The organism is Mitsuokella sp. AF33-22 (assembly GCF_003475755.1).
GTDB lineage: Bacteria > Bacillota > Negativicutes > Selenomonadales > Selenomonadaceae > Mitsuokella.
On the sequence record NZ_QRQA01000006.1, the window covers coordinates 104,722 to 129,112 of the forward strand.

General features: G+C 57.8%; 20 protein-coding genes, 1 pseudogene and 1 riboswitch. Of the genes and pseudogenes, 9 read left to right on the forward strand and 12 right to left on the reverse strand.

The window, feature by feature from the left end; all coding sequences use genetic code 11:
* Positions 1 to 20: 20 nt before the first annotated feature.
* Together modA and DWZ54_RS05280 are read right to left on the reverse strand one after the other, a co-directional pair.
* On the reverse strand, positions 21 to 827 hold the full coding sequence (gene modA, locus DWZ54_RS05275; RefSeq protein WP_118474794.1) for a molybdate ABC transporter substrate-binding protein: 807 nt from the start codon (positions 825 to 827) through the stop codon (positions 21 to 23).
* A gap of 91 nt (positions 828 to 918) precedes the next feature.
* A riboswitch (molybdenum cofactor riboswitch) is annotated at positions 919 to 1,052 on the reverse strand.
* Between the two features lie 465 nt (positions 1,053 to 1,517).
* Entirely contained in the window at positions 1,518 to 4,616 is a 3,099-nt protein-coding gene (locus DWZ54_RS05280) for a CFI-box-CTERM domain-containing protein (RefSeq protein ID WP_158573619.1), read from the reverse strand.
* 204 nt (positions 4,617 to 4,820) lie between these two features.
* Here DWZ54_RS05280 and DWZ54_RS05285 point away from each other — a divergent pair, with 204 nt between their 5' ends.
* The gene (locus DWZ54_RS05285) at positions 4,821 to 5,081 is read left to right on the forward strand and encodes a type II toxin-antitoxin system RelB/DinJ family antitoxin (protein WP_118016416.1); all 261 of its coding nucleotides are present in this window, start codon (positions 4,821 to 4,823) and stop codon (positions 5,079 to 5,081) included.
* Positions 5,078 to 5,373 (forward strand): annotated as a pseudogene (locus tag DWZ54_RS05290) (type II toxin-antitoxin system YafQ family toxin). The gene DWZ54_RS05285 and the pseudogene DWZ54_RS05290 overlap by 4 nt, the downstream one beginning before the upstream one ends.
* 110 nt (positions 5,374 to 5,483) lie before the next feature.
* On the opposite strand, the gene DWZ54_RS05295 reads toward DWZ54_RS05290, so the two are convergent.
* Positions 5,484 to 6,188 (reverse strand): tetratricopeptide repeat protein, encoded by a 705-nt coding sequence (locus DWZ54_RS05295; RefSeq protein WP_158573620.1) that lies wholly within the window; start codon positions 6,186 to 6,188, stop codon positions 5,484 to 5,486.
* Here DWZ54_RS05295 and DWZ54_RS12010 point away from each other — a divergent pair.
* The 7 genes from DWZ54_RS12010 to DWZ54_RS05330 all read left to right on the forward strand — a co-directional run bounded on the left by DWZ54_RS12010 (position 6,177) and on the right by DWZ54_RS05330 (position 13,479).
* Positions 6,177 to 6,722 carry a type II toxin-antitoxin system RelE/ParE family toxin gene (locus DWZ54_RS12010; RefSeq protein WP_233541628.1) on the forward strand — a complete coding sequence of 182 codons (546 nt, stop codon included), beginning with the start codon at positions 6,177 to 6,179 and terminating at the stop codon, positions 6,720 to 6,722. The two genes, DWZ54_RS05295 and DWZ54_RS12010, sit on opposite strands and share 12 nt — an antisense overlap.
* A 17-nt stretch (positions 6,723 to 6,739) precedes the next feature.
* Positions 6,740 to 7,033: a HigA family addiction module antitoxin gene (locus tag DWZ54_RS05305; RefSeq protein ID WP_118474798.1), complete on the forward strand. Its 294-nt coding sequence runs from the start codon at positions 6,740 to 6,742 to the stop codon at positions 7,031 to 7,033.
* A gap of 901 nt (positions 7,034 to 7,934) precedes the next feature.
* Positions 7,935 to 9,080 (forward strand): sugar diacid recognition domain-containing protein, encoded by a 1,146-nt coding sequence (locus DWZ54_RS05310; RefSeq protein ID WP_118474799.1) that lies wholly within the window; start codon positions 7,935 to 7,937, stop codon positions 9,078 to 9,080.
* Between the two features lie 207 nt (positions 9,081 to 9,287).
* A complete protein-coding gene (locus DWZ54_RS05315) occupies positions 9,288 to 10,673 on the forward strand; it encodes a GntP family permease (RefSeq protein WP_118474800.1) in 1,386 nt (461 codons plus the stop codon).
* A gap of 50 nt (positions 10,674 to 10,723) precedes the next feature.
* Positions 10,724 to 11,875 (forward strand): glycerate kinase, encoded by a 1,152-nt coding sequence (locus DWZ54_RS05320; RefSeq protein WP_118474801.1) that lies wholly within the window; start codon positions 10,724 to 10,726, stop codon positions 11,873 to 11,875.
* A gap of 984 nt (positions 11,876 to 12,859) precedes the next feature.
* Positions 12,860 to 13,102: a type II toxin-antitoxin system Phd/YefM family antitoxin gene (locus tag DWZ54_RS05325; RefSeq protein WP_118474802.1), complete on the forward strand. Its 243-nt coding sequence runs from the start codon at positions 12,860 to 12,862 to the stop codon at positions 13,100 to 13,102.
* Positions 13,099 to 13,479, forward strand: coding sequence for a type II toxin-antitoxin system death-on-curing family toxin (locus tag DWZ54_RS05330; RefSeq protein ID WP_118474803.1), 381 nt, complete (start codon positions 13,099 to 13,101; stop codon positions 13,477 to 13,479). Before DWZ54_RS05325 ends, DWZ54_RS05330 begins: the two co-directional genes overlap by 4 nt.
* A 679-nt stretch (positions 13,480 to 14,158) precedes the next feature.
* On the opposite strand, the gene ilvD is transcribed toward DWZ54_RS05330, so the two are convergent.
* The 9 genes from ilvD to DWZ54_RS05375 form a co-directional block, all read right to left on the reverse strand.
* Complete coding sequence (gene ilvD / locus DWZ54_RS05335) at positions 14,159 to 15,811, reverse strand: dihydroxy-acid dehydratase (RefSeq protein WP_118016503.1); 1,653 nt, start codon at positions 15,809 to 15,811, stop codon at positions 14,159 to 14,161.
* Positions 15,812 to 15,946: 135 nt separating this feature from the next.
* Positions 15,947 to 16,489, reverse strand: coding sequence for a cob(I)yrinic acid a,c-diamide adenosyltransferase (cobO, locus tag DWZ54_RS05340; RefSeq protein ID WP_118474804.1), 543 nt, complete (start codon positions 16,487 to 16,489; stop codon positions 15,947 to 15,949).
* Positions 16,490 to 16,604: 115 nt separating this feature from the next.
* Positions 16,605 to 17,243, reverse strand: coding sequence for a TetR/AcrR family transcriptional regulator (locus DWZ54_RS05345; protein WP_118474805.1), 639 nt, complete (start codon positions 17,241 to 17,243; stop codon positions 16,605 to 16,607).
* A gap of 17 nt (positions 17,244 to 17,260) precedes the next feature.
* Entirely contained in the window at positions 17,261 to 18,370 is a 1,110-nt protein-coding gene (locus DWZ54_RS05350) for an ABC transporter permease (RefSeq protein WP_118016284.1), read from the reverse strand.
* Positions 18,367 to 19,485, reverse strand: a complete 1,119-nt coding sequence (locus DWZ54_RS05355) for an ABC transporter permease (RefSeq protein WP_118016283.1) — start codon at positions 19,483 to 19,485, stop codon at positions 18,367 to 18,369. The genes DWZ54_RS05350 and DWZ54_RS05355 overlap by 4 nt, the downstream gene beginning before the upstream one ends.
* Entirely contained in the window at positions 19,478 to 21,304 is a 1,827-nt protein-coding gene (locus DWZ54_RS05360) for an ATP-binding cassette domain-containing protein (RefSeq protein ID WP_233541629.1), read from the reverse strand. Before DWZ54_RS05360 ends, DWZ54_RS05355 begins: the two co-directional genes overlap by 8 nt.
* A 91-nt stretch (positions 21,305 to 21,395) precedes the next feature.
* Positions 21,396 to 22,397, reverse strand: coding sequence for an efflux RND transporter periplasmic adaptor subunit (locus DWZ54_RS05365; protein ID WP_118474806.1), 1,002 nt, complete (start codon positions 22,395 to 22,397; stop codon positions 21,396 to 21,398).
* A gap of 220 nt (positions 22,398 to 22,617) precedes the next feature.
* Positions 22,618 to 22,989 carry a P-II family nitrogen regulator gene (locus tag DWZ54_RS05370; RefSeq protein ID WP_118474807.1) on the reverse strand — a complete coding sequence of 124 codons (372 nt, stop codon included), beginning with the start codon at positions 22,987 to 22,989 and terminating at the stop codon, positions 22,618 to 22,620.
* Positions 22,990 to 22,996: 7 nt separating this feature from the next.
* Entirely contained in the window at positions 22,997 to 24,301 is a 1,305-nt protein-coding gene (locus tag DWZ54_RS05375) for an ammonium transporter (protein ID WP_118474808.1), read from the reverse strand.
* Positions 24,302 to 24,391: the final 90 nt, after the last annotated feature.

Below are 24,391 nucleotides of genomic sequence, written 5' to 3' on the forward strand. Positions count from 1 at the left end.
CCTGCCCGTCCGTGCCGTGCTCACTTGCACGTAAAGCCATATTTCTCAAAGATCTTCTTGGCCGCATCCGAGGATGTAAAGGCGAGAAAGTCTTTGGCCTCGTCCGGATGCTTCGTCCCCTTGATGACGGCAGCTGGATAGATGACCGGCTTGTGCGAGCCCGCAGGGGCCTTGGCGGCCACCTTCACCTTATCGGAAACGGCCGCATCCGTGGCATAGACCACGCCGCAGTCAGCATCGCCCGTCTCCGTCCAGGACAGCACCTGACGCACATCGGAGCCGTAGACGGCCTTGGCCTTCACTTGATCCAGGATGCCGAGCTTCTTGAGGATTTCCTCCGTGTACTGCCCGACCGGGACGCCCTTGGGCTCGCCTAGCGCCACATGCTGGATGTCGCTGCGGATCAGGTCCTCAAAGGACTTTATATCCTTGCCGCCCTCTTTCGGCACCACCAGCACCACTTCATTTTCCAGCAGGTCCTTGCGGGTGCCCTCAACGAGATTGCCGCTGTCCTGCAGGGCATTCATCTGCTTCTGGGCGGCCGAGTAGAAGAGGTCCGTCTCTCCACCGTTCTCAATGGCCTGCTGCAGCGCGCCGCTGCTGCCGAAATTGAACACGAGCTTGACGCCGGGATGATCCTTTTCGTAGGTGTCGGCCAGCTCCTTCATCACGTCCGTCAGGCTCGCGGCGGCAGCCACGTGCAGCTCCACCGGCTGCGCGTCCTTCGCCGGAGCCTTGCCGCTTGCCGGCGCCGACGCCTGCTCTCCGCCGCAGCCCGCCATGAGCAGCATCAAGGCGGATACACACAGGACCAAAAACTTTTTCATACCAAAATCCCCTTTTCGCGTCTTGAGGTAAACACACGCAAAAAAGACTGCCCCTCCGTTATACGCGCAAGGGCAGCCCGAATCCCACAAGACAGGGGTGCACTTCGCTCCTTTTCAAACACGGAAGGCCCGGGGATTTCTCCCCAAACCCTGTGGACGCAACCGCGCCCAGGCTCAGCATCATGGCCAGGCTTTAGATGCTTTCGCTCGGAGGATGTTCTTTTTCGTATTACGTATTATTTTATTACGAAATCCCGTTTTTGACTGTGATTTTTGTTACACATAGCAGCAAACTTTATCCTTTGACATTATGGATGATCCGAATTTCTTATATACTATATCGAGTTCTCTATGATATACTAGTTTCGTTGCTGCCTCTATGCCGGAAACGGAAAGAAGGTTTGCTTCGTGAGCATGGACGTTTTCTTGATGTCCGTTCTTGCTGGTGTCGTATCGTGTGCCATTTGGTACGGCATTCAGAAATGGTTAGAGCGGTAGCAGCAATACGTTCTAGCCTGTGTGCAGCCAGCTTGGCTTGTCTGAGCTGGCTGTTTTTATACAAAAAAGCCCTAGGGGTGTGCCACCCTAGGGCCTTCGTCTACTTCCATAGACGTTTTCTTGATCAAGCTTAGTATATCATATTACATAGTCTGATGCAAAGCTTTTCTCGGTGAAAGATTTGCCCTTCAGTCAATAAACGTTTCGGTAGTATTTGGTTTTTAACGTGCGAACCATTGCGATATATCGTACCCTACAGGCTTTATATTCGCCCTGTTCCAGATGCCTGAGGCACGGGGAAAGATACTGCCGCCAGATCTGCTGGTAGATGTCAGCGGCATGTGCCAGTCCGTCGATGCGGCTCACGATAGCCGGTGCAATCGCATAGTATTCGGCGATCAGGGCCTCTCCATCCGGCTGCTTCGTCAGCCAGTTGTCCCGGAACCGGCGGAACATCGTCAGCTCGTAGCAGTCGTCGGGCTTGCCAAAGCTCTGACACACGGCCGTCGTGATAAAGCATCCCGAAGACTTCTTTTTCGTTTCAGCATCCGTTTTGGCAGCGGGATTGGATAATTTTCCCTGCAGCCGTGCCAGGTTTTCTTTGGCAGTATCACTCCCCTGCTCCATTGCTTTTTGATACCATTTCATGGCTTCTTGATCATCCTGCTTCACACCCAGGCCATTCGCATACAAATTACCGATGCTGTTCAGGGCAAAAGCGTTGCCTTGCTCTGCTGCTTTTACGTACCAGCTCATGGCCTCTTCATAGTTTTGCTCTACTCCTTGCCCCCAATAATATAGATTGCCAATATTATTTTGAGCAGCAGCATTGCCTTGGGCGGTGGCCTTTTGATACCACTTCATGGCTTCTTTGTAGTCTTTTTTTACCCCTTGCCCATAATGATACAGATAACCGATATTATTTTGGGCAGCGGCATTGCCCTGCGCTGCGGCCTTCTGATACCAGTTCATGGCCTCACCATAATCTTGTTTTACCCCTAGGCCCTGATCATACAAATACCCGATATCCTGTTGAGCAGACGCATCGCCTTGAGCAGCGGCCTTTTGATACCACTTCATGGCTTCTTGATAATCTTGCTTCACTCCTCGGCCATTATAATACAAATTGCCAATGCTTTCTAAAGCAAAACCATTATCCTGAGCGGCTGCCTTCCGATACCATTTCATGGCTTCTTTGTAGTCTTGCTCTACTCCTTGCCCCCAATAATATAGATTGCCAATATTATTTTGAGCAGCAGTATTGCCTTGGGCGGCGGCCTTTTGATACCACTTCATGGCCTCTTGATAATCCCGTTCCACGCCTTGGCCCTGATCATACAGATAGCCAATCCAGTTTTGTGCAGCAGCATCGCCCTGGTCTGCTGCTTTTCGGTACCATCTCATGGCTTCCTGGTAATCTTGTTCCACGCCCCTTCCCCAATAATATAAAAGACCAAGCCAATAGAAAGCAGAGGTGTCACCTTGGGCGGCAGCCTTCTGGTACCACGTCATGGCTTCTTTGTAGTCCTGCTTCACGCCACGACCATTATCGTACAGATAACCAAGCCAGGTTTGAGAAGCAGCATTGCCTTGTCGTGCCGCTTTCTGGAACCACTTCATCGCCTCTTCATAATTTCGTTCGACGCCCCGCCCGTAATAGTACGAACAGCCAATATTATTTTGCGCGGCAGCATAGCCTTGTTCTGCGGCCTTCCGGTACCACGCCGCAGCCTTTTCATCGTCTTGGGGCACGCCTTGTCCATGATCATACGCGTAACCAATCTGAAATTGAGCATCCGCATTGCCCTGGCCTGCTGCCTGCCAATACCAGCGGAACGCTTCCTGCTCATCCTTTTTAGCATCGATGCCCTGGCGATAGCGTTCCCCCAGCGCGAGCTGTGCTTCCAGCGAGCCCTGTGCTGCCGCTTTCTTGTAAAGTTGCAGGCCTTTGCGGATACTCTTCGGGACGCCCTGTCCCTCAAGATACATCTCGCCAAGCCGAAGCAGCTCTTCTATCGATTCGTCCGGCACGGCAAATTTCTCTGACCGTTCCTGCGGCCGTTCCTTTGTTTGCTTTCCTTTGTGGCCATGAGCATGAAGCTCGTCATAAAATACGCCGAATTCCTTATCCCACAAGATGAAGGATGTCTTGTCGCCTTTGAGCTGCCCGAATATCCGGTACGGACGATTTCCGGCGCAGATGTTCCTGGCGATATCCCGGTCGAGCTTCAGGCTGATGCTCGGCGACGTGAGCTTTTCTTTCACATAAGCGAACGGCTTTACGTCAAAGGTCAGCAGCTGCGTGTGGATGTCGTAGCTGTTGCGGTCCGGCAGGCAGAGGCCCAGGGGCAGGACGGGCATTTTTTCCATGCGGTCCTGCAAATCGCGTTCCGTTTCATACGGGAATTTTTCCCAGCAGACGGGGTGCATGGGGATTTCTTCCGTGCCGTGCTTCAGCGCAATGGTATTGTAATCGCAATAGACCTTCTTGTCGAAAACGCGCAGACCGCCCACAAGTTCATCGTCGACGACGTCATGACCCGTGATGTTCTCGGCATAAAAAGCACGGATATTGTTGGAGAAGTGGATCCTGTCGTTGCGGTCGATGTGGTGCAGCGGGAAGACAATCTTCGTATAGCCGTCCTGCCGTCTGGCGTCGAGGATCGCGTAGCCCAGATGGACCTTCGGCATGGCGGCAATCCGCCTCGCATATTCTTCGTCCGTCTCAAATACGTCCTGCGCGAGTTCATCCGTTTCCTGGTTCTTTTCCATCTGGCGGGAAAAGTCCCCGTCGATCTGCAGGGGATCGATGCTGTTCGAGAAAATGTCCGGCGCCGCCCCGGATGAGGCCGGAGCCCCGCCTTCCGACGATTGATTGTTCTGGTATTGCTTCACCAGCCCCATATCGGCGGTTTCAAACGCTGCCAGTTCATAGCGGCGCTTCTTGAAGGAAATCGCATACCACAGGGTTATCTCAAACAGGGCATCCAGACAGGCTTTTCTGTCCGCTGCCGCAATCTCATTTCCCTCATGGACACCAAGATTCGAGATGCGCCGGACCTGATGGAACAGCCTGCTGCGCTTGGCATCGAGTATCCCCAGGTCGTTGAGCTCGTTGATATTGCTGAACAGGTCCCGCTGCGTCGCCCCGAGGTCCTTGGCCATGTGTTCAAGTGCCATTCTCGCCTTCAATAAAGCAGCATGCGCATCGGCCGCCTGGCCGGCTTCGTCACAAAGCGCAAAGAGCCCGGGGAAATTCCCCTGCAAAAACTGGAATCGGGATTCGGTCATTTTGTCACATCCTATCACGTACATGTTAATCAAATATTAATTCGACAAGCGTGCCGGATATCCTGCTTTCTATCTTCGTTCCTGGGCGCTCCCCCACGCTCACGGCTCAGTCCATTTCTCTAAAATCTTGACACATGCTTAGCTTTGTATGTTCTTGTCATTACAATGTAATTGCGATACAATATAAGTATGGAGGTGAATGATATGTCTACAGCTTTACTGCAGGTACGCGTCGACGAGGCTTTGAAGCATCGTGTCGACCAGAGACTGAAACGGATGGGCTTGACGACGAGCGGGGCCGTGAATCTGCTGCTCCATCAGATTGATATTCAGGGGAAAATCCCCTTTGATATCGTGGATCGTCCGAATGATTTGCATCAGGCCGTTCGTGACATCAATGACGGTGTCGGATTAAGCAAGGTGTATCATGATACGGATACACTCTATAAGGATTTGGGCATATGATGCTGGAGATTCAGTTCTACACGCAGTTCAAACGCGACATCAAACGGGCTAAGAAGCGCCACATGGACATGTCTCTGACATGTCTCTATTGAAGTACGTGATTGACAAGCTTCAAGCCTGTGAGCCGCTGGAAGAGAAATATCGCGATCATGCGCTCGGGGGTGAATATGCCGGCTTTCGAGAGTGTCATATCCAGCCAGACTGGCTGCTGGTATACAAAATTGTAGAAGAACGGTTGATTTTAGTATTGGCCAGAACAGGAACACATAGCGATGTGTTTAAAGGCTATTAAATTAAAAAGGAGATGTCTTCATGGGCATCTCCTTTTGTGTTTAGGGGGAAAATGCTCTGGACCCTTTGGACCGTTGGCGGATAAAGACAGCAGAAAACGGAGCCTGCTCCTTAGAGCATCCTGTTAATTCTTTGAATCAGGCTTCTTTGTTGTTCATTTAATATTTTTACTATATTACTTTGCGAAAGAGCATCGCCTTGGTTCGCAGCTTTCCGGTACCACGTTATAGCCTGTTCATAGTCTTGTTTCACACCTCGTCCATGATCATACGAGTAACCAATCCAATATTGCGCATCCATATTGCCCTGATTTGCCGCCTGCAAATACCAGTGAAATGCTTCTTGCTCATCTTTCTCTACACCAATGCCCTGGCAATAGCAATTACCTAAAGCGAGTTGTGCTTTCAGTGATCCTTTTTCTGCCGCTTTCTTATAGTTATGAATACTATTCGGATTTTCGTTATAAAATACGCCGAGTTCCTTATCCCACAAAATGAAAGATGTCTTATCACCTTTCAGTTGCCCGAATATCCGGTACGGACGATTCCAGGTACAGATTTTCCTAGCGGCATCACGATTAAACTTCAAGGTAATACTTGGAGACGTGAGTTTTTCTTTCACATAGGCGAACGGCTTTACGGCAAAGGTCAGCAGCTGCGTGTGGATGTCGTAGCTGTTGCGGTCCGGCAGGCAGAGGCCCAGGGGCAGGACAGGCATCTTTTCAATACGGTCCTGCAAATCGCGTTCCGTTTCATACGGGAATTTCTCCCAGCAGACGGGGTGCATGGTGATTTCTTCCGTGCCGTGCTTCAGCACGATGGTGCTGTAATCGCAGTAGACTGTCTTGTCGAAAACGCGCAGGCCGCCCACGAGTTCATCGTCGACGACGTCATGACCCGTGATGTTCTCGGCGTAGAAGGCCCGGATATTGTTGGAAAAGTGGATGCGGTCGTTGCGGTCGATGTGGTGCAGCGGGAAGACGATCTTCGTGTAGCCGTCCTGCCGTCTGGCGTCGAGGATTGCGTAGTCATTGACTTATACCTGTTTTACGGGTATAATGGAACCATGATAATTAGTTTTCGCGATAAAGAAACCGCCAAAGTCTATCAGCAGGAGTTCTCTAAAAAACTCCCACAGTCTATTCAGCGACTTGCACTACGAAAATTAATGATGATTGATAATGCCAGTTCTGTAAACGATTTACGGATTCCACCGGCCAATCATTTGGAACAGCTTTCTGGCCAAAGAAAGGATAAATACAGCATTCGCATCAACAAGCAATATCGAATTTGCTTCAGAGTGGACAGTGGCAATCAGTTCTATGATGTGCAAATCGAAGATTATCATTGAAGCAGAGGTGATTGAACATGAGAAATACGATTCCAACGCCAACGATATCCGAAATCTTATGGGAAGAATTCATGGAGCCGATGGGGATATCCGCTTATCGACTGGCTAAAGATATCCATGTACCCGTATCAAGGATCCAGGAAATCCTGCGCAACAAACGCAAGATTACGATCGATACGTCCCTGCGTCTCGGCAAGTATTTCGGCGTCAGTGATCGATATTTCATCGATCTTCAGAATGATATTGATATTCGCAACCAAAAGGCTTGCCTAAAAGCAGAACTCGATAAAATCGAACCATGCATTGCCTGATCATCAGGTCAGGCGCTCCGAAAGTACGTACAAACCAATAAGACTCGTAAAAAGCCAGCATCAAGCTAACCGTTTCGTACAGGCTCACAGACTGCTTCATCCTTCATAGCGAAGGATGACATATCTATGACCGTTTAAATCCTGGATAGCATAAATGCTGGCTTTTTGCAATAAACAATGAACGTTTTAGTAGTATCTGGCTTTTAGCGTCTGAAGCATATTTTTTACTTGGTTGACACTCCCCATGCGTAAACGCAGGGGATTCTTAATTCAACGACCGTTGCGAATCGACCTAAGCCTATTCGTCTTACACAATCTCCAAAAGCGTGAATTCCCGTGTGTCCCACGGTATTTGTGTATGTGAATGCTTGTTATCTTTACAGCCGTAAGGTCTTTAAATTACGACAGGTTGATACACGCAACCTCAACCCGCTAAGAACTGGTTGCTCACAATGAGCCTTGGTTTTCGATTCGTCCAGTATCTATTCTGGCAGGGCTTCTCCTTTCTTTTGTATTCTTTAGGTTAAGTTCATTATACTACGAAAGCCGGCAGTTGTCCGCCTTCAATTACTTACGTAAATTCGGCGGACGCGCCTTATATCCCCAGCCCTAAAGGGTGGGGTTTTACGGCACTCGTCGATAATTTTTCCTGCAGCTGTGCCAGATTCTTTTTCGCCGCGTCAATCACGCGCAGGCCGCCCACGAGTTCATCGTCGACGACATCGTGACCCGTGATGTTCTCGGCGTAGAAGGCTCAGATATTGTTGGAAAAGTGGATTCTGTCGTTGCGGTCGACCTGCCTTCGTTTCCTCTGCGCGGCTGCTCCGGCAGGAAAAATGTGCTGGCTGTAGAATGTATGGAAAGAGATACGTCGGACAAGCGGTGAAAGCAGGGATTATCTATGGAACTTCAGGAGCAGCAGGCGCGCGCAATCGTGCAGGAAATCAACACGGTCCTGCCGCAGAAAATCAATCTGATGAACAAGGAAGGGATCATCATCGCGAGCACGGACCCGGAGCGCGTCCAGACCTTTCATGGCGCGGCGGCCCGCATTATAAAGGACAATCTCGATGAGCTGCGCATCTATCGGGATGACGAGTACCCCGGCGCGCGGCCCGGCACGAATTTCATGCTGCAGGTCGAGGGCGAGCCAATCGGCGTGCTCGGCATCACGGGGCCCTATGAGAGCATCCTGCCGCTCGCGAATGTCATCCGCAAGATGACGGAGCTGCTCGTGCACGAGCAGGAGTATCAGCGCCTGCAGAACCATTTGCAGCAGCAGCGTCAGCTTTTCCTGCGCGAGCTCCTGGACCACAGCGAGACGTTCCTCTCCAAGGAGCAGATTGAACGCGGCCATATGCTCGACATCGATCTCAGCGTGCCGCGCCGCATCGTCGTGGCGGATTTCGAGGAGATCCCGGACCCAAGTCGTGCGAATGATATCTTTTCGCAGCTTGAGATGGAGGCGCAGCGCCTCGATGCGGCCTGCTGCACGCTCGCGACGAGCCAGATGATCGTATTCCTGACGGACATCCGCTCGCAGGAGCAGCTGCGTGCCTTTGCCAGGAGGCTCCTGGCCTGTGCGCAGAGCCGCGGCGCCGAACTCTGCCTCGGACTGGACTCCCCCGCCGCCGACAACACGAAGCTCCGGCAGGCCTTTGAGCAGGCACGCAAGGCCCTCTATTCGTGCCATCGCAAGGGCACGGTGCGCATCAAGGGGTACGATGAGATCAACATGGAAATCTTCGCCGACCTCATCCCGCTGACGGCCAAGCGCGAGTATGTCAAGAAGATTTTCCACGGCTATTCGCCGCTTGAACTCGCCGACGCCATCCATACCCTGGAATGCTTTTTCGAGCATGACGGCTCAATCACGCAGACGGCCGCGGCGCTCTACATCCACAAGAACACGCTGCAGCAGCATCTCAAAAAGATCGCGGCGCGCACGGGCTATGACCCGCGTTCGCTGCGCTGCAGCGCGGTGTTCTACGTCGTCCTCTACTTCTATCAGGATCTGCATCTCGCAGGCTTCCATGAAGACAGCTGACCAGACGGCAAAAACAGAAAAGCGCAGCAAACGCGCATAACACCGCCGAACACATCATCTTTCAATAGTACCATATACATAAATATCCAATAATATATGGTATCTGTACTATACAACCTCCTCGTTTTCGCGTGCTATACTATATATGAAATTAATTATAGCATGCATACAATAAATGGTATGCGCATTGTAAAAGGAGGTTTTATCATGACAGGAATACCCCTTCTGATCACATTCTTCCTCGCCATTGTCCTAATGATTGTTGCGATTTCCAAATGGAAAATCCATCCGTTCCTTTCGCTGATGGGTACGTCGCTCCTGCTGGCCATCGTCGTGGGCCTGCCGCTCGCCAAGATTCCGGGCATCATCGGCGCCGGCTTCTCGGGCACGTTCGCGAGCATCGGTATCGTCATCATCCTCGGCGCCTTGATCGGCCTGATCCTTGAGCGCACGGGCGCCGCCATCCGGCTGGCCGATGTCGTCATCCGCTGCGTCGGTGAGAAGCACCCGCAGCTCGCGATGATGCTCATGGGCTGGATTGTCTCGATTCCGGTCTTCTGCGACAGCGGCTTCGTCATCCTGAACCCGATCCGCAAGGCCATCTGCAAGAAGATCAAGGGCATCAGCCCCGTCGGCATGGCCGTTGCCCTCTCGGGCGGCCTCTACACCTCGCACGTCTTCATCCCGCCGACGCCGGGCCCGATTGCCGCGGCCGGCTCGCTGGGCGTCGCCGACAATCTGGCGGCCGTCATCCTCGTCGGTGTCTGCGCCTCCATTCCGGCTTTGCTGGCCGTTTACTTCTTCTCGCTGCACATCGCCAAGAAGAACATCCCCGTCAAGGAGACGAGTGAGGAGGATGCCGCGGCCGAGAAGGATTACGATGAACTCGTCAAGAGTTTCGGCAAGCTGCCGGGCGCAGCTTCTTCGTTCGCCCCGATTGTCATCCCGATCCTGCTCATGGCACTCGGCTCCATCGTCACGATGGCCGGCATGCAGGGCGTCATGGCCACGGGCATCAAGTTCCTCGGCACGCCGATCATCGCACTGACGGTTGGCCTGTTCTTCGCCGTGTACCTTCTGGTTGCCACGGGCAAGATGAAGGATTTCTACGATGTCACGGATGAGACGATGAAGACCGTCGGCCCGATCCTCTTCATCACGGCAGCCGGCGGCGTGCTCGGCAAGGTCATCACGGCGGCGGGCTTCGTCGAATTCATGAAGGCCAACGCCGATTTCCTCGCGAGTGTCGGCATCTTCTTCCCGTTCCTGATCTCGGCTATCCTTAAGACGGCACAGGGCTCCTCCACCGTCGCCATCACGACGACGGCCGGCATCATGGGCATGTTCTCCGATTCGGCTTCCATGATGACGGCGCTCGGCCTCAATACGGAAATGGCCGCGCTGCTCACGGTCATGGCCATCGGTGCCGGTGCCATGACGGTATCGCACGCCAACGACAGCTATTTCTGGGTCGTCACGAACTTCACGGGCATAGACCCGCAGGACGGCTACCGCACGCAGACGATGATGACGCTCGTCGTCGGCATTGTCTCGATGCTCGCCATCTTCCTGGCTTCCCTCATCCTGCTCTGATGTTTCGCCGGTGTTTTCAGGTTCGTTCCTGATTCCAAGGAGGGTTGTCTATGAATATCGTGATTTCGATTGATTCGTTCAAGGGCTGCATGTCCTCGATGGATTCCGGCAGGGTCCTGCAGAAGGCCATCCATGACGTTTACCCTGAAGACCATGTCCAGGTGTTCCCGCTGGCCGACGGCGGCGAAGGCACGGTCGACGCGATGACGCAGGGGCTGCACGGCCGCATTGTCGAAGTTCCCGTCACGGGGCCGCTCGGCACGAGAATCACGAGCCGCTACGGCTTCCTGCCGGATACGAAAACGGCAATCATCGAGATGGCCGATGCCTCGGGGCTCACGCTCGTACCGCCAGAGAAGCGCAACCCGCTTCACACGACGACGTTCGGCCTCGGCGAGCTGATCCTCGCGGCCATGGACCACGGCTGCCGTCACTTCATCATCGGCATCGGCGGCAGTGCGACGAACGACTGCGGCCTCGGCATGCTGACGGCGCTCGGCTTCCGCTTCCAAAAGGCCGACGGCAGTCCCGCGGGCATCATGGGCGGAGATCTCGCTGAGGTCGCCTCCCTCGATATGGCGCAGGCCGATGCCCGCCTCAAAGACTGCACGTTTGAGATTGCCTGCGATGTCACGAACCCGCTCTGCGGCGAGGAGGGCTGCTCGCGCGTGTTCGGCCCCCAGAAGGGCGCGACGGAAGCAATCATCCGGCGCATGGATGGCGACATCCACCGCTTTGCGGAACTTGCAGAGAAGCAAAGCGGCATCGAAGGCCAAAAGCTGCCCGGTGCCGGCGCGGCCGGCGGCCTGGGCTTTGCGTTCCACGTGTTCCTGCACGGTGCACTGACGCCAGGCGTCGACCTCATCCTTTCCGCCATCGGCATCGACAAGGCACTCGCCGAAGCGGACCTGCTCGTGACAGGCGAAGGCCGCATGGACCAGCAGACCGCCATGGGCAAGGCCCCGGCCGGCGTCGCCCAGCTCGCCAAGGCCTGCCAGCCCCGCTGCCTGACGGTGGCGCTCTGCGGCTGCGCAACGCGCGAAGCCGAACGCGTCAATCAGCACGGCATCGACGCGTATTTCCCGATTCTGCACGCCCCCATGACGCTCGAGGAGGCCATGAGCCGCACGACCACCGAGCAGAATCTCCGCCAGACCATGCAGCAGGTCATGCACCTCGTCCATGCCAGCAGATCGGTCTAAAGGCAAAAATCACCAGAATGCAACGGGAGCATCCCGTCAACCCATGCAGGTTGAGACGGGATGCTCCCGTTTTTCGCCTCCATGGACCCCTTTCGGCCCTTCGGGCCACACCCGGGGATGCCCCCGGCATCCCGCGCTTCGCGCCCGTGCGCGGGGCTACGACGCTTGCAAGGGCTTGCAGTTGAGTTTTGTTCTTCCCCGCTCTCCATGGACCTCTTCCGCCCCTTCGGGGCACCTTCCCCGTGCGTGGGGAAGGCTGCGCAGCTTGCTGCGCTGGTTGTTCTGCCGAAGGGCAAGAGCCCAAGCGGAGGGATGTATTCCGCCTGGAGGCACGCAGCGATTGCCCGCAGGGATGGGGCCCACACCAAAGGCTCTTCACTCCGGATGTCAGAACGCCGCGGCAGGCGGCGAAGTACCTTTGCTGCTCATAGTCAGTTGGGTCACATTTAGCTGCGCGCTGAAGCCGGAATGCATCCCGCAGCGTCTTTTACATCTGTTTACATCGAGCCTGCGCGTCACGGCTTGCAGGCTCCCCTTCAGTCGGCTGCGCCGACAGCTTCCCCGACCTCATCCGTCAGCCTTCGGCTGCCACCTTCCCCAGAGGGGAAGGCTTTAGGGACGCCGACCGACTTCGCGTAGCGTTGCTCCCTCGTCCCCGCCTTTCACATTTAGCTGCGCGCTGAAGCCGGAATGCATCCTGCAGCGTCTTTTACGTCTGTTTACATCGAGCCTACGCGTCACGGCTTGCAGGCTCCCCTTCAGTCGGCTGCGCCGACAGCTTCCCCAAAGGGGACGCCGACCGACTTCGCGTAGCCTTGCTCCCTCGTCCCCGCCTTTTTACGTTTAGCTGCGCGCTGAAGCCGAGATACATCCTGCAGTGACCTTAATCGTGCGTAAAAATTTATCCATGGACTCATTGCGGGGATATTATCTAGGTTGAAATCATCCTATCTCTACGATACAATAAAGAAAGAGGTGATAATTATGAATATCAATACGGATAATCTCATTCCCATGACCGAAGCTAATCAGAACTTTTCAAAGGTTGCCCGCATGGTGGACCAGAAGGGGTCTGTCCTTATTCTGAAAAACAATGTGCCGCGCTATCTGGTTCTGGATTTCCAGAAGATACAGGAGGAGTCGACCATGGCAGACGAAGATGTCATGGCCGTTTCCCGCCGGCTCATGAAGGAGAATAAAGAAGCATACGAGGTGCTTGCCAAATGATTCGGCTGACAAAGCATCAAGTCATCCAGATGCATGAAGAACTCCTCTCGTACACCGGCGGAACAGAAGGAGTGCGCGATGAAGGATTGCTGGAAAGCGCTCTTGCGTCTCCATTCATGATGTTTTCTGGCACTGAGCTGTTCCCGTCTCTTGAGGAAAAAGCAGCTCGCCTTTGCTACGGACTCGTAAAGAACCATGCCATGGTCGATGGCAACAAAAGGATTGGTGCGCATTGTATGCTTGTGTTCCTGGCGATAAATGGACAGACGTTGACCTATACGCAGGAAGAGCTATGGACCATCATTTTGGCTATTGCTTCTGGGGATAGAACACAAAGCGATCTTCTCGACTGGATCAAACGGCATGAAACGGCTTGAAAGAAACGTACTATTCATGTATCCATGGACCCCTTTCGGCCCTTTGGGGCACACCCGGGGATGCCACCGGCATCCCGCGCTTCGCGCCCCCGTGCGCGGGGCTATGCTGCATGTAAAGACTTGCAATCGATCATTGTTCATGCCCACCAGTTCAAGGACCTCTTCCGGCCCTGCGGGCCACCTTCTCCGTGCGCGGAGTACGATGCTTGATACTTTCTGCAAACTGGTTTCCTTCATATGCTATCCGCCCATGGACCCCTTTCGGCCCTCCGGGCCACTTTCCCCGTGCGCGGGGACAGCACGCGAATTGCGGCGTTCTTGTTCTGCCGAAGAAAATGAGCCCAAGCGGAGGGATGTATTCCGCCTGGAGGCGTGCAGCGATTGCCCGCGATCGCATGGAGGGGACGAGGGAGCATAAGCGGAGCGTTGGCGCCTGGCGTTAAGAAGGGATTTTTTCCTTGCCAACTTCCTGACGAATAGGCGTCGTTCAAGCAGCGCGCGTTTCGCACATTCGTCGGGCTTCGTTAGAAAGGAAAAAAACCTTTAGCCAGCCGACTTTGCGCAGCGTTGCTCCCTCGCCCCCGCCTTTTTTCGTTTAGCTGCGCGATGAGGTGCAAAACGAGCCCGACAGGAGGGGAATCCTGCCGGGCTCGTTTTTTACTGCAATATGGATGAAGCGTTATTTGAGGACGGCGCCGGTGCTGGCTGACGTCGTGAGTTTGGCGTAGCGGGAGAGGTAGCCGGTCTTGATCTTGGGTTCCGGCTTCTTCCAGTTGGCCTTGCGCTTGGCGAGCTCTTCGTCGCTGACGGCGAGCGAGAGGCTGCGGTTCGGGATGTCGATGGTGATTTCGTCGCCGTCTTCGATGAGGGCGATTGGGCCGCCCTCCATGGCCTCAGGCGAGATATGGCCGACGCAGGCACCCTGGCTGGCGCCGCTGAAGCGGCCGTCGGTGATGAGGCCGACCTTGAGGCCGCGTCCCGTGATGACAGCCGTCGGGTTGAGCATTTCCTGCATGCCCGGGCCGCCCTTCGGGCCCTCGTAGCGGATGACGACGACATCGCCGTCGTGGATGTCGCCGGCCATGATGGCGTCGCAAGCCTCCGTCTCGGAGTTGTAGCACTTGGCCTTGCCCGTGTACGTCAGCATGTCGGCAGCAACGGCCGAAGCCTTGACGACGGCGTAGTCCGGCGCGAGGTTGCCCTTGAGGATGGCGATGCCGCCTTCCTTGCGGTACGGGTCATCAACGCTGTGGATGACCGTGCGGTTGAGGACCTCGGCATTCTTGATGCGGTCGCCGACCGTGCCCGTGATCGTCAGGGCGTCGAGGTGGATGAGGCCCTTCTTGGAGAGCTCATGCATGACGGCCGGGATGCCGCCAGCCTCGTTGAGGTCGGTCATGTGATGCTTGCCGGCCGGGCTGAGCTTCGTGATGTACGGCGTGCGGCGCGAGATCTCGTCGAAGAGCGGTGCCGGCAGCTCGATGCCGGCCTCGTGTGCGATGGCCGTGAGATGCAGGACCGTGTTCGACGAGCCGCCGATGCCCATGTCAACCGTGATGGCGTTCTCAAAGGCCTCGCGCGTCATGATGTCACGCGGCTTGATGTCCTTCTTGATGAGATCCATGAGGGCCGCACCGGCGCGCTTGGCGAGCAGGCGGCGGGCACCCGTGTAGGCAGCGGGGATCGTGCCGTTGCCCGGCAGGCCCATGCCGAGGACTTCCGTCAGCGAGTTCATCGTATTGGCCGTGAAGAGGCCGGCGCAGGAACCGCAGCCCGGGCAGCACTTCGACTCGAGATCTGCCATCTCGACAGCGTCCATCTGGCCGGCTGCGAATTTGCCGGCAGCCTCGAAGGCCTGGCTGACGCTGACATCGTGGCCGTGGAAGCGGCCCGGCAGCATCGGGCCGCCCGAAACGACGACGGCCGGGATGTTGAGGCGGGCAGCGGCCATGAGCATGCCCGGCACAACCTTGTCGCAGTTCGGGATCAGCACGAGGCCGTCGAAGCCCGAAGCCATCGCGACGGCTTCAATCGAGTCGGCAATGAGCTCACGGCTTGCGAGCGAATACTTCATGCCCGTGTGGCCCATGGCGATGCCGTCGCAGACGCCGATGGCCGGGAACTCAAAGGGCGTGCCGCCCGCCGCTGCAACGCCGAGCTTGGCGGCTTCGGCAATCTCGCGCAGGTGGATGTGACCCGGTATAATTTCATTGAAGGAATTGCAAATGCCGATAAGCGGCTTCTGGAGGTCCTCCGGACCATAGCCGTTGGCATGGAACAGGGAACGGTGGGCGCAGCGCGTCGCACCTTTTTTGACAATATCGCTTCTCATAAACAACTCTCCTAACCTGGTTCGTGGCCGTATGTCTATCCATTGCAGACGACTTGCCATGCGAACTCATATAAACCAACACGTTCATGTGTCATGTTGTAAATTATACAAGCTTTTCTGTCAGATTGCAAGGGGTCAGAATTCGATGCCCTTCTGCGCCTTGATGCCCTTTTGATACGGATGCTTGATTTCGCGCATCTCCGTGACGAGGTCGGCGCGCTCGATTAAGGCCGGCGCAGCCTCGCGTCCCGTCAGTACGAGGTGAAGCTCTGGCGGCTTCTCCTCAAGCAGCGCAAGCATCTCCTCCTCTTCGATCAGGCCAAATTTCACGGCGTAATTGATCTCGTCGAGCACGATGAGGTCCCAGCTGCCGCTCGTGATGGCCTGGCGCGCCTTATTGAGGGCTGCTGCGGCCGCCTCGCGATGCTTGTTCTCCTCCCCTTCCTGCTGATGCCGCCGCGTGAAGCCGAGGCCGCACTGCTCGACGCGGATGCGTCCGTCCGCCTTGGCGAGCGTCTCGATGGCCTGCAGCTCGCCGTATTTCCAGCCGCCCTTGATGAACTGCAGGATGAGCACGCGCAGCCCGTCGCCCCAGGCCCGCATTGCGAGGCCGAGCGCCGCCGTCGTCTTGCCCTTGCCGTTGCCCGTATGCACGATGATGAGTCCATGTGGTTCCATTGGAGTCCCTCCGTTCCCGTTTTCCGTTTGTCTTCTCACACCCATATTATAGCAACATCCGTCCGCCATGACAAAAAGGAGCCCCGCAGGGCTCCGGTGAAGGCTTATTCCATTTTCACGTTTTGCTGGGATTGGCAAAGGAATCGAGTCCCGCGAAGGCGAACTGCTCGAGGCTGCGCACGAGCGTGACGAGCGAGAGCTCGCGTTCGTAGAGGACTTCATACTGTGACTCCTGATGGATGAGGAAGGCTGCTGCGAACGGCGCCATGAAGCCGATGACGATGCCGCGCAGCCGCACGTCGTCGGCCGCGAGCCCCGTGTACTCGGCAAACATGCGCAGCATGAGGTCCCGCTTCGGCACGATGTTCTGCGTGAAGATTTCCTCGAAGAGCGGCGAAGGATGCAGGAGTTCCCGCGCCCAGACGCGCAGCTCCCAGGACGGCTTGATGAGGGTCTGGCGCAAAAAAGTCGCGAGAAAGCGGCGAATCTTCGCGCGCGGCGGTGCGGCGGAGGCCTCGATGTCCTGGATGGCGTCGAGACTCATGAGGTGCTGGTGCACGACGCGCAGCAGCTCCTCGTAGAGGCCGTCGCGGCTGCCAAAATGGTAGTTGACGGCCGCGAGATTCGTGCCCGCGAGCTCGCAGATCTCCTTGCTCGTCGTCGCCTCGTAGCCCTTGGCGGCGATGAGCCGGCCCGCGCACGTCAGGAGTTTTTCGCGCGTGGCCTGCCCGTCTTCCCTCTGTATCTTTTTCATACAATCACCTTTCTGTATCAAGCCGCTTTGTGGCGGAAGAGCCAGCCCGCCGCCGGCATCGTCACGGCCGCGACGGCGAGCATCGGGATGAAGTCGAAGCCGATTTCTGCAAAGCCCGCGCCCTCAAGATAAATGCGGCGCACGGCGTCGACGATGAAGCGCATCGGATCCGCCCACGTCACAAGCTGCAGGGCCTCGGGCATGTTGTCGACCGGCGTCACGAGGCCGGAGAGCAGCACCATCGGGATCATCAGCACGAGCAAGTAGACGAGCACCTGCTGCATGTTGCGCGAGATCGACGAGATGGAGAGCCCGAGCCCCGTCGTGCTCACGAGGAAGACAAAGATTGACGTGAACAGCGTGACAAACGAGCCCGCAAACGGCACCTCGAACCAGAAGCGCACGATGAGAAACAGCATCATGCTCTGGAAAAGCCCGACGAGGACGGGCGGCACGGCCTTGCAGATGAGGATCTCCGTCGGCGAGAGCGGCGTGACGAGCAGCTGGTCAAAGGTGCCGAGCTCCCGCTCCCGCGCGATGGAGAGCCCCGCGAGGAACATGACCTGCACGAAGGCGATCATCGCGAGGAACGACGGCAGGAACGTCCAGCGGCTCAGCTGGTTCGGGTTGAACCACGTGCGGCTCTCGACGGTAACGGGCAGATGGCCGCCCGTCTGCTGCAGGCTCCATTCCGAGGCGATCGAGGTGACGTAGCGCGACGTCATGCCCGCGATCATCGGATTGCGGCCGTCCGTGATGAGCTCGACGGGCGCCTGGCCCTTCTCAAGCTGCGTGTCGAAATCGCCCGGGATCACGACGATCAGCAGCACGTCGCTGCGGTAGAGCGCGTCCGTGACATCGGCCACGCGCTCCCCCGCCGCCGCGCACGAAAAGGCCGGTGAGCCCTCGATTGCCGCGAGGAAGCTGCGCGAGGCCGAGGAATGCGAGGCGTCAACGACGGCGTACGGGATGTCTTCGAGGTTGTAGTTGGCTGCATAGCCAAACAGGAAGCCCTGCAGCAAGATGGGCATGACGAGCTGAAAGCGCATGCGCCGGTCGCTGAACAGGCCGATGAGTTCCTTCTGGCAGAGAAAGAAGAGATGGCGCAGGAAAAGCATGAGATTCATTCTTTGAGCTCCTTTCGCGTCAGATAGAAGGCCAGCCAGAGGAAAAAGACGGCAAAGCCCAGCAGCACGAGGGTATCGCGCACGATGAGCGGTGGATAGCTGCCTGTGAGGAACAGGGACTTCATGAGCTCGAGGTAGTACGTCGTCGGAAAGATCTCGCTGACGAGCTGGATGAACCAGGGCTCGACGTGCAGGTCAAAGATGAAGCCCGAGAGCAGGACCGACGGCAGGAAGCTGATCATCAGCGAGGTGTGGCAGGCCAGGAACTGATTGCGCGTCAGCGCCGAGATCACGAGCCCGATGCCGAGCGCCACGACGAGGTAGAGCATGGATTCACCGAGGATCAGGGCGAGGGAGCCGCGCATCGGCAGCTCGTAGAGGTAGCGGCCCGCAAGCAGGCAAAGCGTCATGCCCAGAAAGGCGACGCCGAAGTACGGGATCATCTTGGCGAAGATGAGCTCGGCGATGCGCATCGGCGTCACGAAGAGCGACTCAAAGGTGCCGCGCTCCCACTCGCGCGCCATGACGACGGCCGTCAGGAAGACGCCGCTGATCGTGAGCACGAGCATGAGGATGCCGGGCAGGTAAAACCAGGTGCTCGTGTTGGCATCGTTGAACCAGATGCGCGAGGTGACGGCGACCTGTCCCTTCGCGCGGCTCGTGAGGCCCTGCTCCGCCGCCCAGGCGAGCACGCTTGATTCGACGTAGCCCTGCGCCGACATGGCCGTCGTCGATTCCGTGCCGCAGAGGATCAGCTGGACCGTGGCGTCGCGCGTCGCGAGACGGCGCGTGAAGTCCTGTGGCACGCGCAGGACGGCCGTCACCTCATGCGTGCGCATCTTCTGCTCGGCCTCCGCCATCGAATGCAGGAAGACGGGCCGGAAGTACTCGGAGCCCTGCGTGAAGCTCACGAACTGGCGCGCTGTCGGCGAAGAATCCTCGAGCACGACGGCCGTCGGCACATTCTTGACGTCGAGGCTCAGGCCGTAGCCGATGATGAGAATCAGGATGAGCGGCAGCACGATGCCCATGAGCAGGCTGCTCTGGTCGCGCAAAAGCTCCAGCATCTCCTTGTGCGTGAGCGCGAGGAGCCTGCGGAAAAAGCCCTTATTCATGATGCTTGCCCCCTCTTCCCTGCTCGACAATCGCCACGAAAATATCGTCCATCGCATCGTCCTGACGCCCGAGCCGCCGGCGGATCTCGGCGGGCGAGCCGAGCACAAGCAGCTTTCCGTGATCCTGGATCATGAAGCGGTCGCAGTATTCCGCTTCCTCCATGAAGTGTGTCGTGATGATGATCGTCGTGCCGTGCGCCGCAAGGTGCGTGATCTGCTGCCAGAAGGCCCGGCGCGCGAGCGGGTCGATGCCGCTCGTCGGCTCGTCGAGGAACAGGATCTGAGGCTCGTGGATGAGCGCCGCCGCCATCGCGAGGCGCTGCTTGTAGCCGCCGGGCAGATGGTCGGCACGCGTATCCTGCTGGCCGCGAAGATGGAATTCCTCCATGACGGCCGCGATGCGCCGGCGCAGCTGGCGGCCGCAGAGGCCGTAAGCCCCGCCGAAGAAGCGCAGGTTCTCATAGACGGAGAGGCTGCCGTAGAGCGAGAACTTCTGCGCGACGTAGCCTATGTTCGCGCGCGCCTGCGTGCGCGCCGTGCGCAGGTCGACGCCCGCGACGCGCAAACGGCCGGAGGTCGCGGGCAAAAGGCCGCAGAGCATGCGGAAGGTCGTCGTCTTGCCCGCGCCGTTCGGGCCGAGCAGGCCGAAGACCTCGCCGCGGCGGACATCGAAGGATGTATGCGAGACGGCCGTGAAATCGCCGAATTTCTTGACGAGATCGCGCACCTCGATTTCCACGGGGCCCCCGGTATCTGTGGTGCTGCCTGCATCCTGAGCCGGTGCCGGCTCGTTTTCTGCCGGCGGCATGACCACATTTTCTTCGCCGGCTGAGGCCGCCTGCCTTGCCTCGTCGTCCTTGAGGAGCATCATGAAGCCGTCCTCGAGACGCGGCACGAGCGGCTGTGCCGTGAGCCCGAGCTCCCGGAGGATTAGAAGCTCCTCCGGGCGGCCGCGCGTCGTGAAGCGCACGCCCCCGGCGGCCGGCACGGCGTCGAGCACGGCATCTTCATCGAGCAGCTTGTCCTGCAGCGTGCGCATCGCCATGCCATGAGGCGGCACGGCGCGGTAGCAGCAGCCTGCGGCAAGATCCGAGAGAGCATCCGGCGTGCCTGAGGCCAGGATGCGCCCGTGGTTCAGCACGAAGACGCTCCTGCAGCGCGCGGCTTCTTCCATATAGGCCGTGCTGACGAGCACGGACAAATGTTCCTCTTTTACCATCTGCTCGAGGATGACCCAGAGCTCACGGCGCGAGAGCGGATCGACGCCGACCGTCGGTTCGTCGAGCAGCAGGAGCTTCGGCGCGCGCACGAGCGTGCAGGCCAGGCCGAGCTTCTGCTTCATGCCGCCCGAGAGCCTGCCCGCGAGCCGCCCCGTGAAGGCCGCGAGCTCCGTCATCGCGAGCAAATGCCTAAAGCGCTGCTCGCGCAAGTCTTCCGGCACGCCGTGCAGCCTCGCGTAGAGCTCCATGTTCTCGAGCACCGTCAGGTCCTCGTAGAGACCGAAGCGCTGCGGCATGTAGCTCAGGATGTCCTGCACCTGCTGCGGCCGCCTGGTGACGTCGAGGTCCGCGACCTGCAGTCTGCCGGCCGTCGGCTTCATGAGGCCGCAGACGAGCCGCATGAATGTCGTCTTGCCCGCGCCGTCGGGGCCGACGAGCGCCGTGATCTGCCCGCGCGGCACCGTGAGATTGAGGGCTTCGAGCGCGACGGCCGTGCCGTGCTTGCCCGCAAAGACCTTGCGCAGGCCGCGCGCCTCGATGATGCCGTCCTTCATGACGTCACGCTGCGCACCGCCAGCCTCCTTTTCCTCTCCTGTCATCACGCTTCGCCTCCTTCCCCTGCCGGTCCGCCGCTGCGATTTCGCGTATCGGCCCCATAAACGGCGCGGACCCTCAGCCGCCCTGGCGCACTCATAAGGCAATCCGGACCGTTGCCGGCATGCCAAGCCGCAGCACATTGTCGTCGTCGGTCACGTAAACGCGCACCTCGTAGACGAGCGCCGTGCGCAGTTCATCCGTCTGCACGGTTTTCGGCGTGAATTCCGCCGTATCCGAGATGTAGCCGATCTGCCCGTGGATTGGCTTGTCCTTTCGGCTGTCGATATAGACGTCGGCCGCCTGGCCCTCGTAGATGCGGCCAAGATCCGTCTCGCTGACGTAAGCCCTCACCCATTTCTTGTCGAGCAGCGAGAGCTTGAAGACGGGCGCCGAGGGCGAAGCCATGTCGCCGGGCTCCAAGAGGCGCGAGCGGATGACGCCATCAGCCGGCGCCTTGAGTTCATACTGCGAGAGCACGTACGCCTGCCGCGCACGCTCCTCCTGCAGGGATTTCAGGGAGGCCTCCGCCTCGCGCACATCCTCCTCGCGCGGCCCGGCCTGTGCTTCTGCCAGGGCCTGCGATGCTTCGGCGACGGCCGCCTCCTTGGCATTGGCCTCGGTGCGCGCATTGTCGAGCTCCTGCTCGCTCACGCCCTCGACGCTGTCGTAGATGGCCTGGCGGCGCGCGTAGACGCCCTGTGCATACTCAGCCGCAGCCTGTGCCGAACGCAAACGCGCCTCGGCCTGACGGATTTCCTCCGTGCGCGTGCCGTTGTGAAGCTTGTCGACCGTGCTCTGCTGCGCGGCGATCTGTGCGTCGGTCTTGCGCAGCGTGAGCATAAGTTCATCGCTGTCGAGATGGCCGAGCACATCGCCCTCCCTGACCGTATCGCCTTCCTCCACGAGGAGATCCCTGATGCGGTCGCTCTCGCGGAAAGCCACGGTGATCTCGCGCACGTCGACGTTCCCCGACAGCGTGATTTCGCGCGCCGCCGCGAGCCTTGCCTGCTGCTCATGGCGCTGATACGCGTACCAGATGCCGCCGATCAGCACGATGAGTACCAGAACGGCCGCAATTTTCTTTGGCTGTTTCATGATAGACCCCTTCCCCTTTGCCTGTTGCGTCTTTTGCTCTTCCGATTCTTACCCGGCTTTCAAATTCAAATTTCATTTTGTTTTTATTATATCAAATTCAAATTTGAATTTCAATTATAGAGCTGAAAGAAACAGGGGCCGCAGCCGGAAAACCGGTGCGGCCTCTGTTTCATCTATGCATTGTGTATGGAATTAGAAGGGGTTTGCAAATGCGAACAGGTCATCCTTTCTTCTCGTCGGGGATGTCCATGATGGCCTGCGGTCCACGGTCGCCCGTGCGGATGCGGACGGCGTCGGTGAGCTCGTAGACGAAGATCTTGCCATCGCCGATGTTGCCCGTGCGCACGGCTTTCTGTGCGACTTCGAGGACACGCTCGACCGGAATCTCGCAGACGACCGTCTCGAGCTTGATCTTCGGCACGAGGTTGATGTCGTACTCCTTGCCGCGGTAGACTTCCGTGTGGCCCTTCGAGAGGCCGCAGCCGAATACCTGGCTGACGGTCATGCCGAGCACACCGATATCGTTGAGCGCCTGCTTGAGTTCTTCGAGTTTGCTGGCGCGGGTGATGATCTCTACTTTTGTAATCTTCATGGCTGCCTCACTCTTTCTGCGTGTTTAAAATCGTGTTCGCGAGCATCTCGCTGGAGTTCTCAAGCGATGCGGCAATCGGGCTGCCGGCCATCATGGCGCTGGCATAGCCACGCTCGCCGTGCTCGACGACATCGAGGCCTGCAATCTCCTCCGTCTCGTCGGCGCGGACCTTCATGAAGGCGCTGACGATCTTGAAGAGGATGAAGGTACCGACGATGGCCAGCGCATAGGCGACGATGACCGAGACGACCTGCGCGAAGAGCAGATGCGAATCGCCGTAGAAGAGACCGTCGGCACCAGCCGGATTGACTTCCGTCGTGGCCCATAGGCCCGTGGCAATCGAGCCCCAGGTACCGCCGATGCCATGGACACCGAAGGCGTCGAGGGAATCATCGTAACCGAGCTTCTCCTTGAGGACGGCGACGGCGAGGTAGCAGACGATGCCGCCGATGAGGCCGATGCAGACAGCAGGCATGGGCTTTACGAAGCCGGCAGCCGGCGTGATGGCGACGAGGCCGGCGATGCAGCCGGATGCGGCGCCGAGGATAGTCGGCTTGCCGTTGCGGATCCACTCAACGAGGACCCAGGAAACCGTGGCGGCAGCGGCGGCAGCCTGCGTCGTGACGAACGCGTTGGCTGCAAGGCCGTTGGCACCAAGGGCAGAGCCGGCGTTGAAACCGAACCAGCCGAACCAGAGGAGCGCTGCGCCGAGGACCGTCATCGGCAGGTTGTGCGGCAGCATGGCGAACTGGCCATAGCCGCGGCGTGCACCGAGCAGGATGCAGATGGTCAGGCCGGAAACACCGGAAAGGATGTGGATGACGAGGCCGCCGGCGAAGTCAAGGGCGCCGAGCTGAGCAAGGAAGCCGCCGCCCCATACCCAGTGAGCCATCGGGTTGTAGATGAGGATGGCCCAGAGCAGGATGAGGACAGCAAAGGCGGCGAAGCGCATGCGTTCGGCAAATGCACCCGTGATGAGGGCCGGCGTGATGACGGCGAACATGCACTGGAAGGCGACGAATGCGAGTTCCGGAATCGTGCCGTTCTCCAGCACATTGAGGCCGACGCCCGCAAGGCCAATCTTGTCGAGGCTGCCGATGAAGCCGCCGATATCCGTGCCAAACGTCATGGCATAGCCGAGGATAATCCATTCAACGGAAATCATCGCTACGATGAAGAAGCTCTGCATAATCGTGGTCAGGACGTTTTTGCTGCGGACCATGCCGCCGTAGAAGAAAGCCAGACCAGGTGTCATGATGAAGACCAGGGCCGCACTGATGAGGACCCAGGCCGTATCGCCCGTATCAATCATGTGAATCATTTCCTTTCTTGGTCCGAAGACGAATTTGGGATAATTGCTTTGCATAGCCGCAGGAAGAGGAGTGAAACGAAAAAGGCGCCC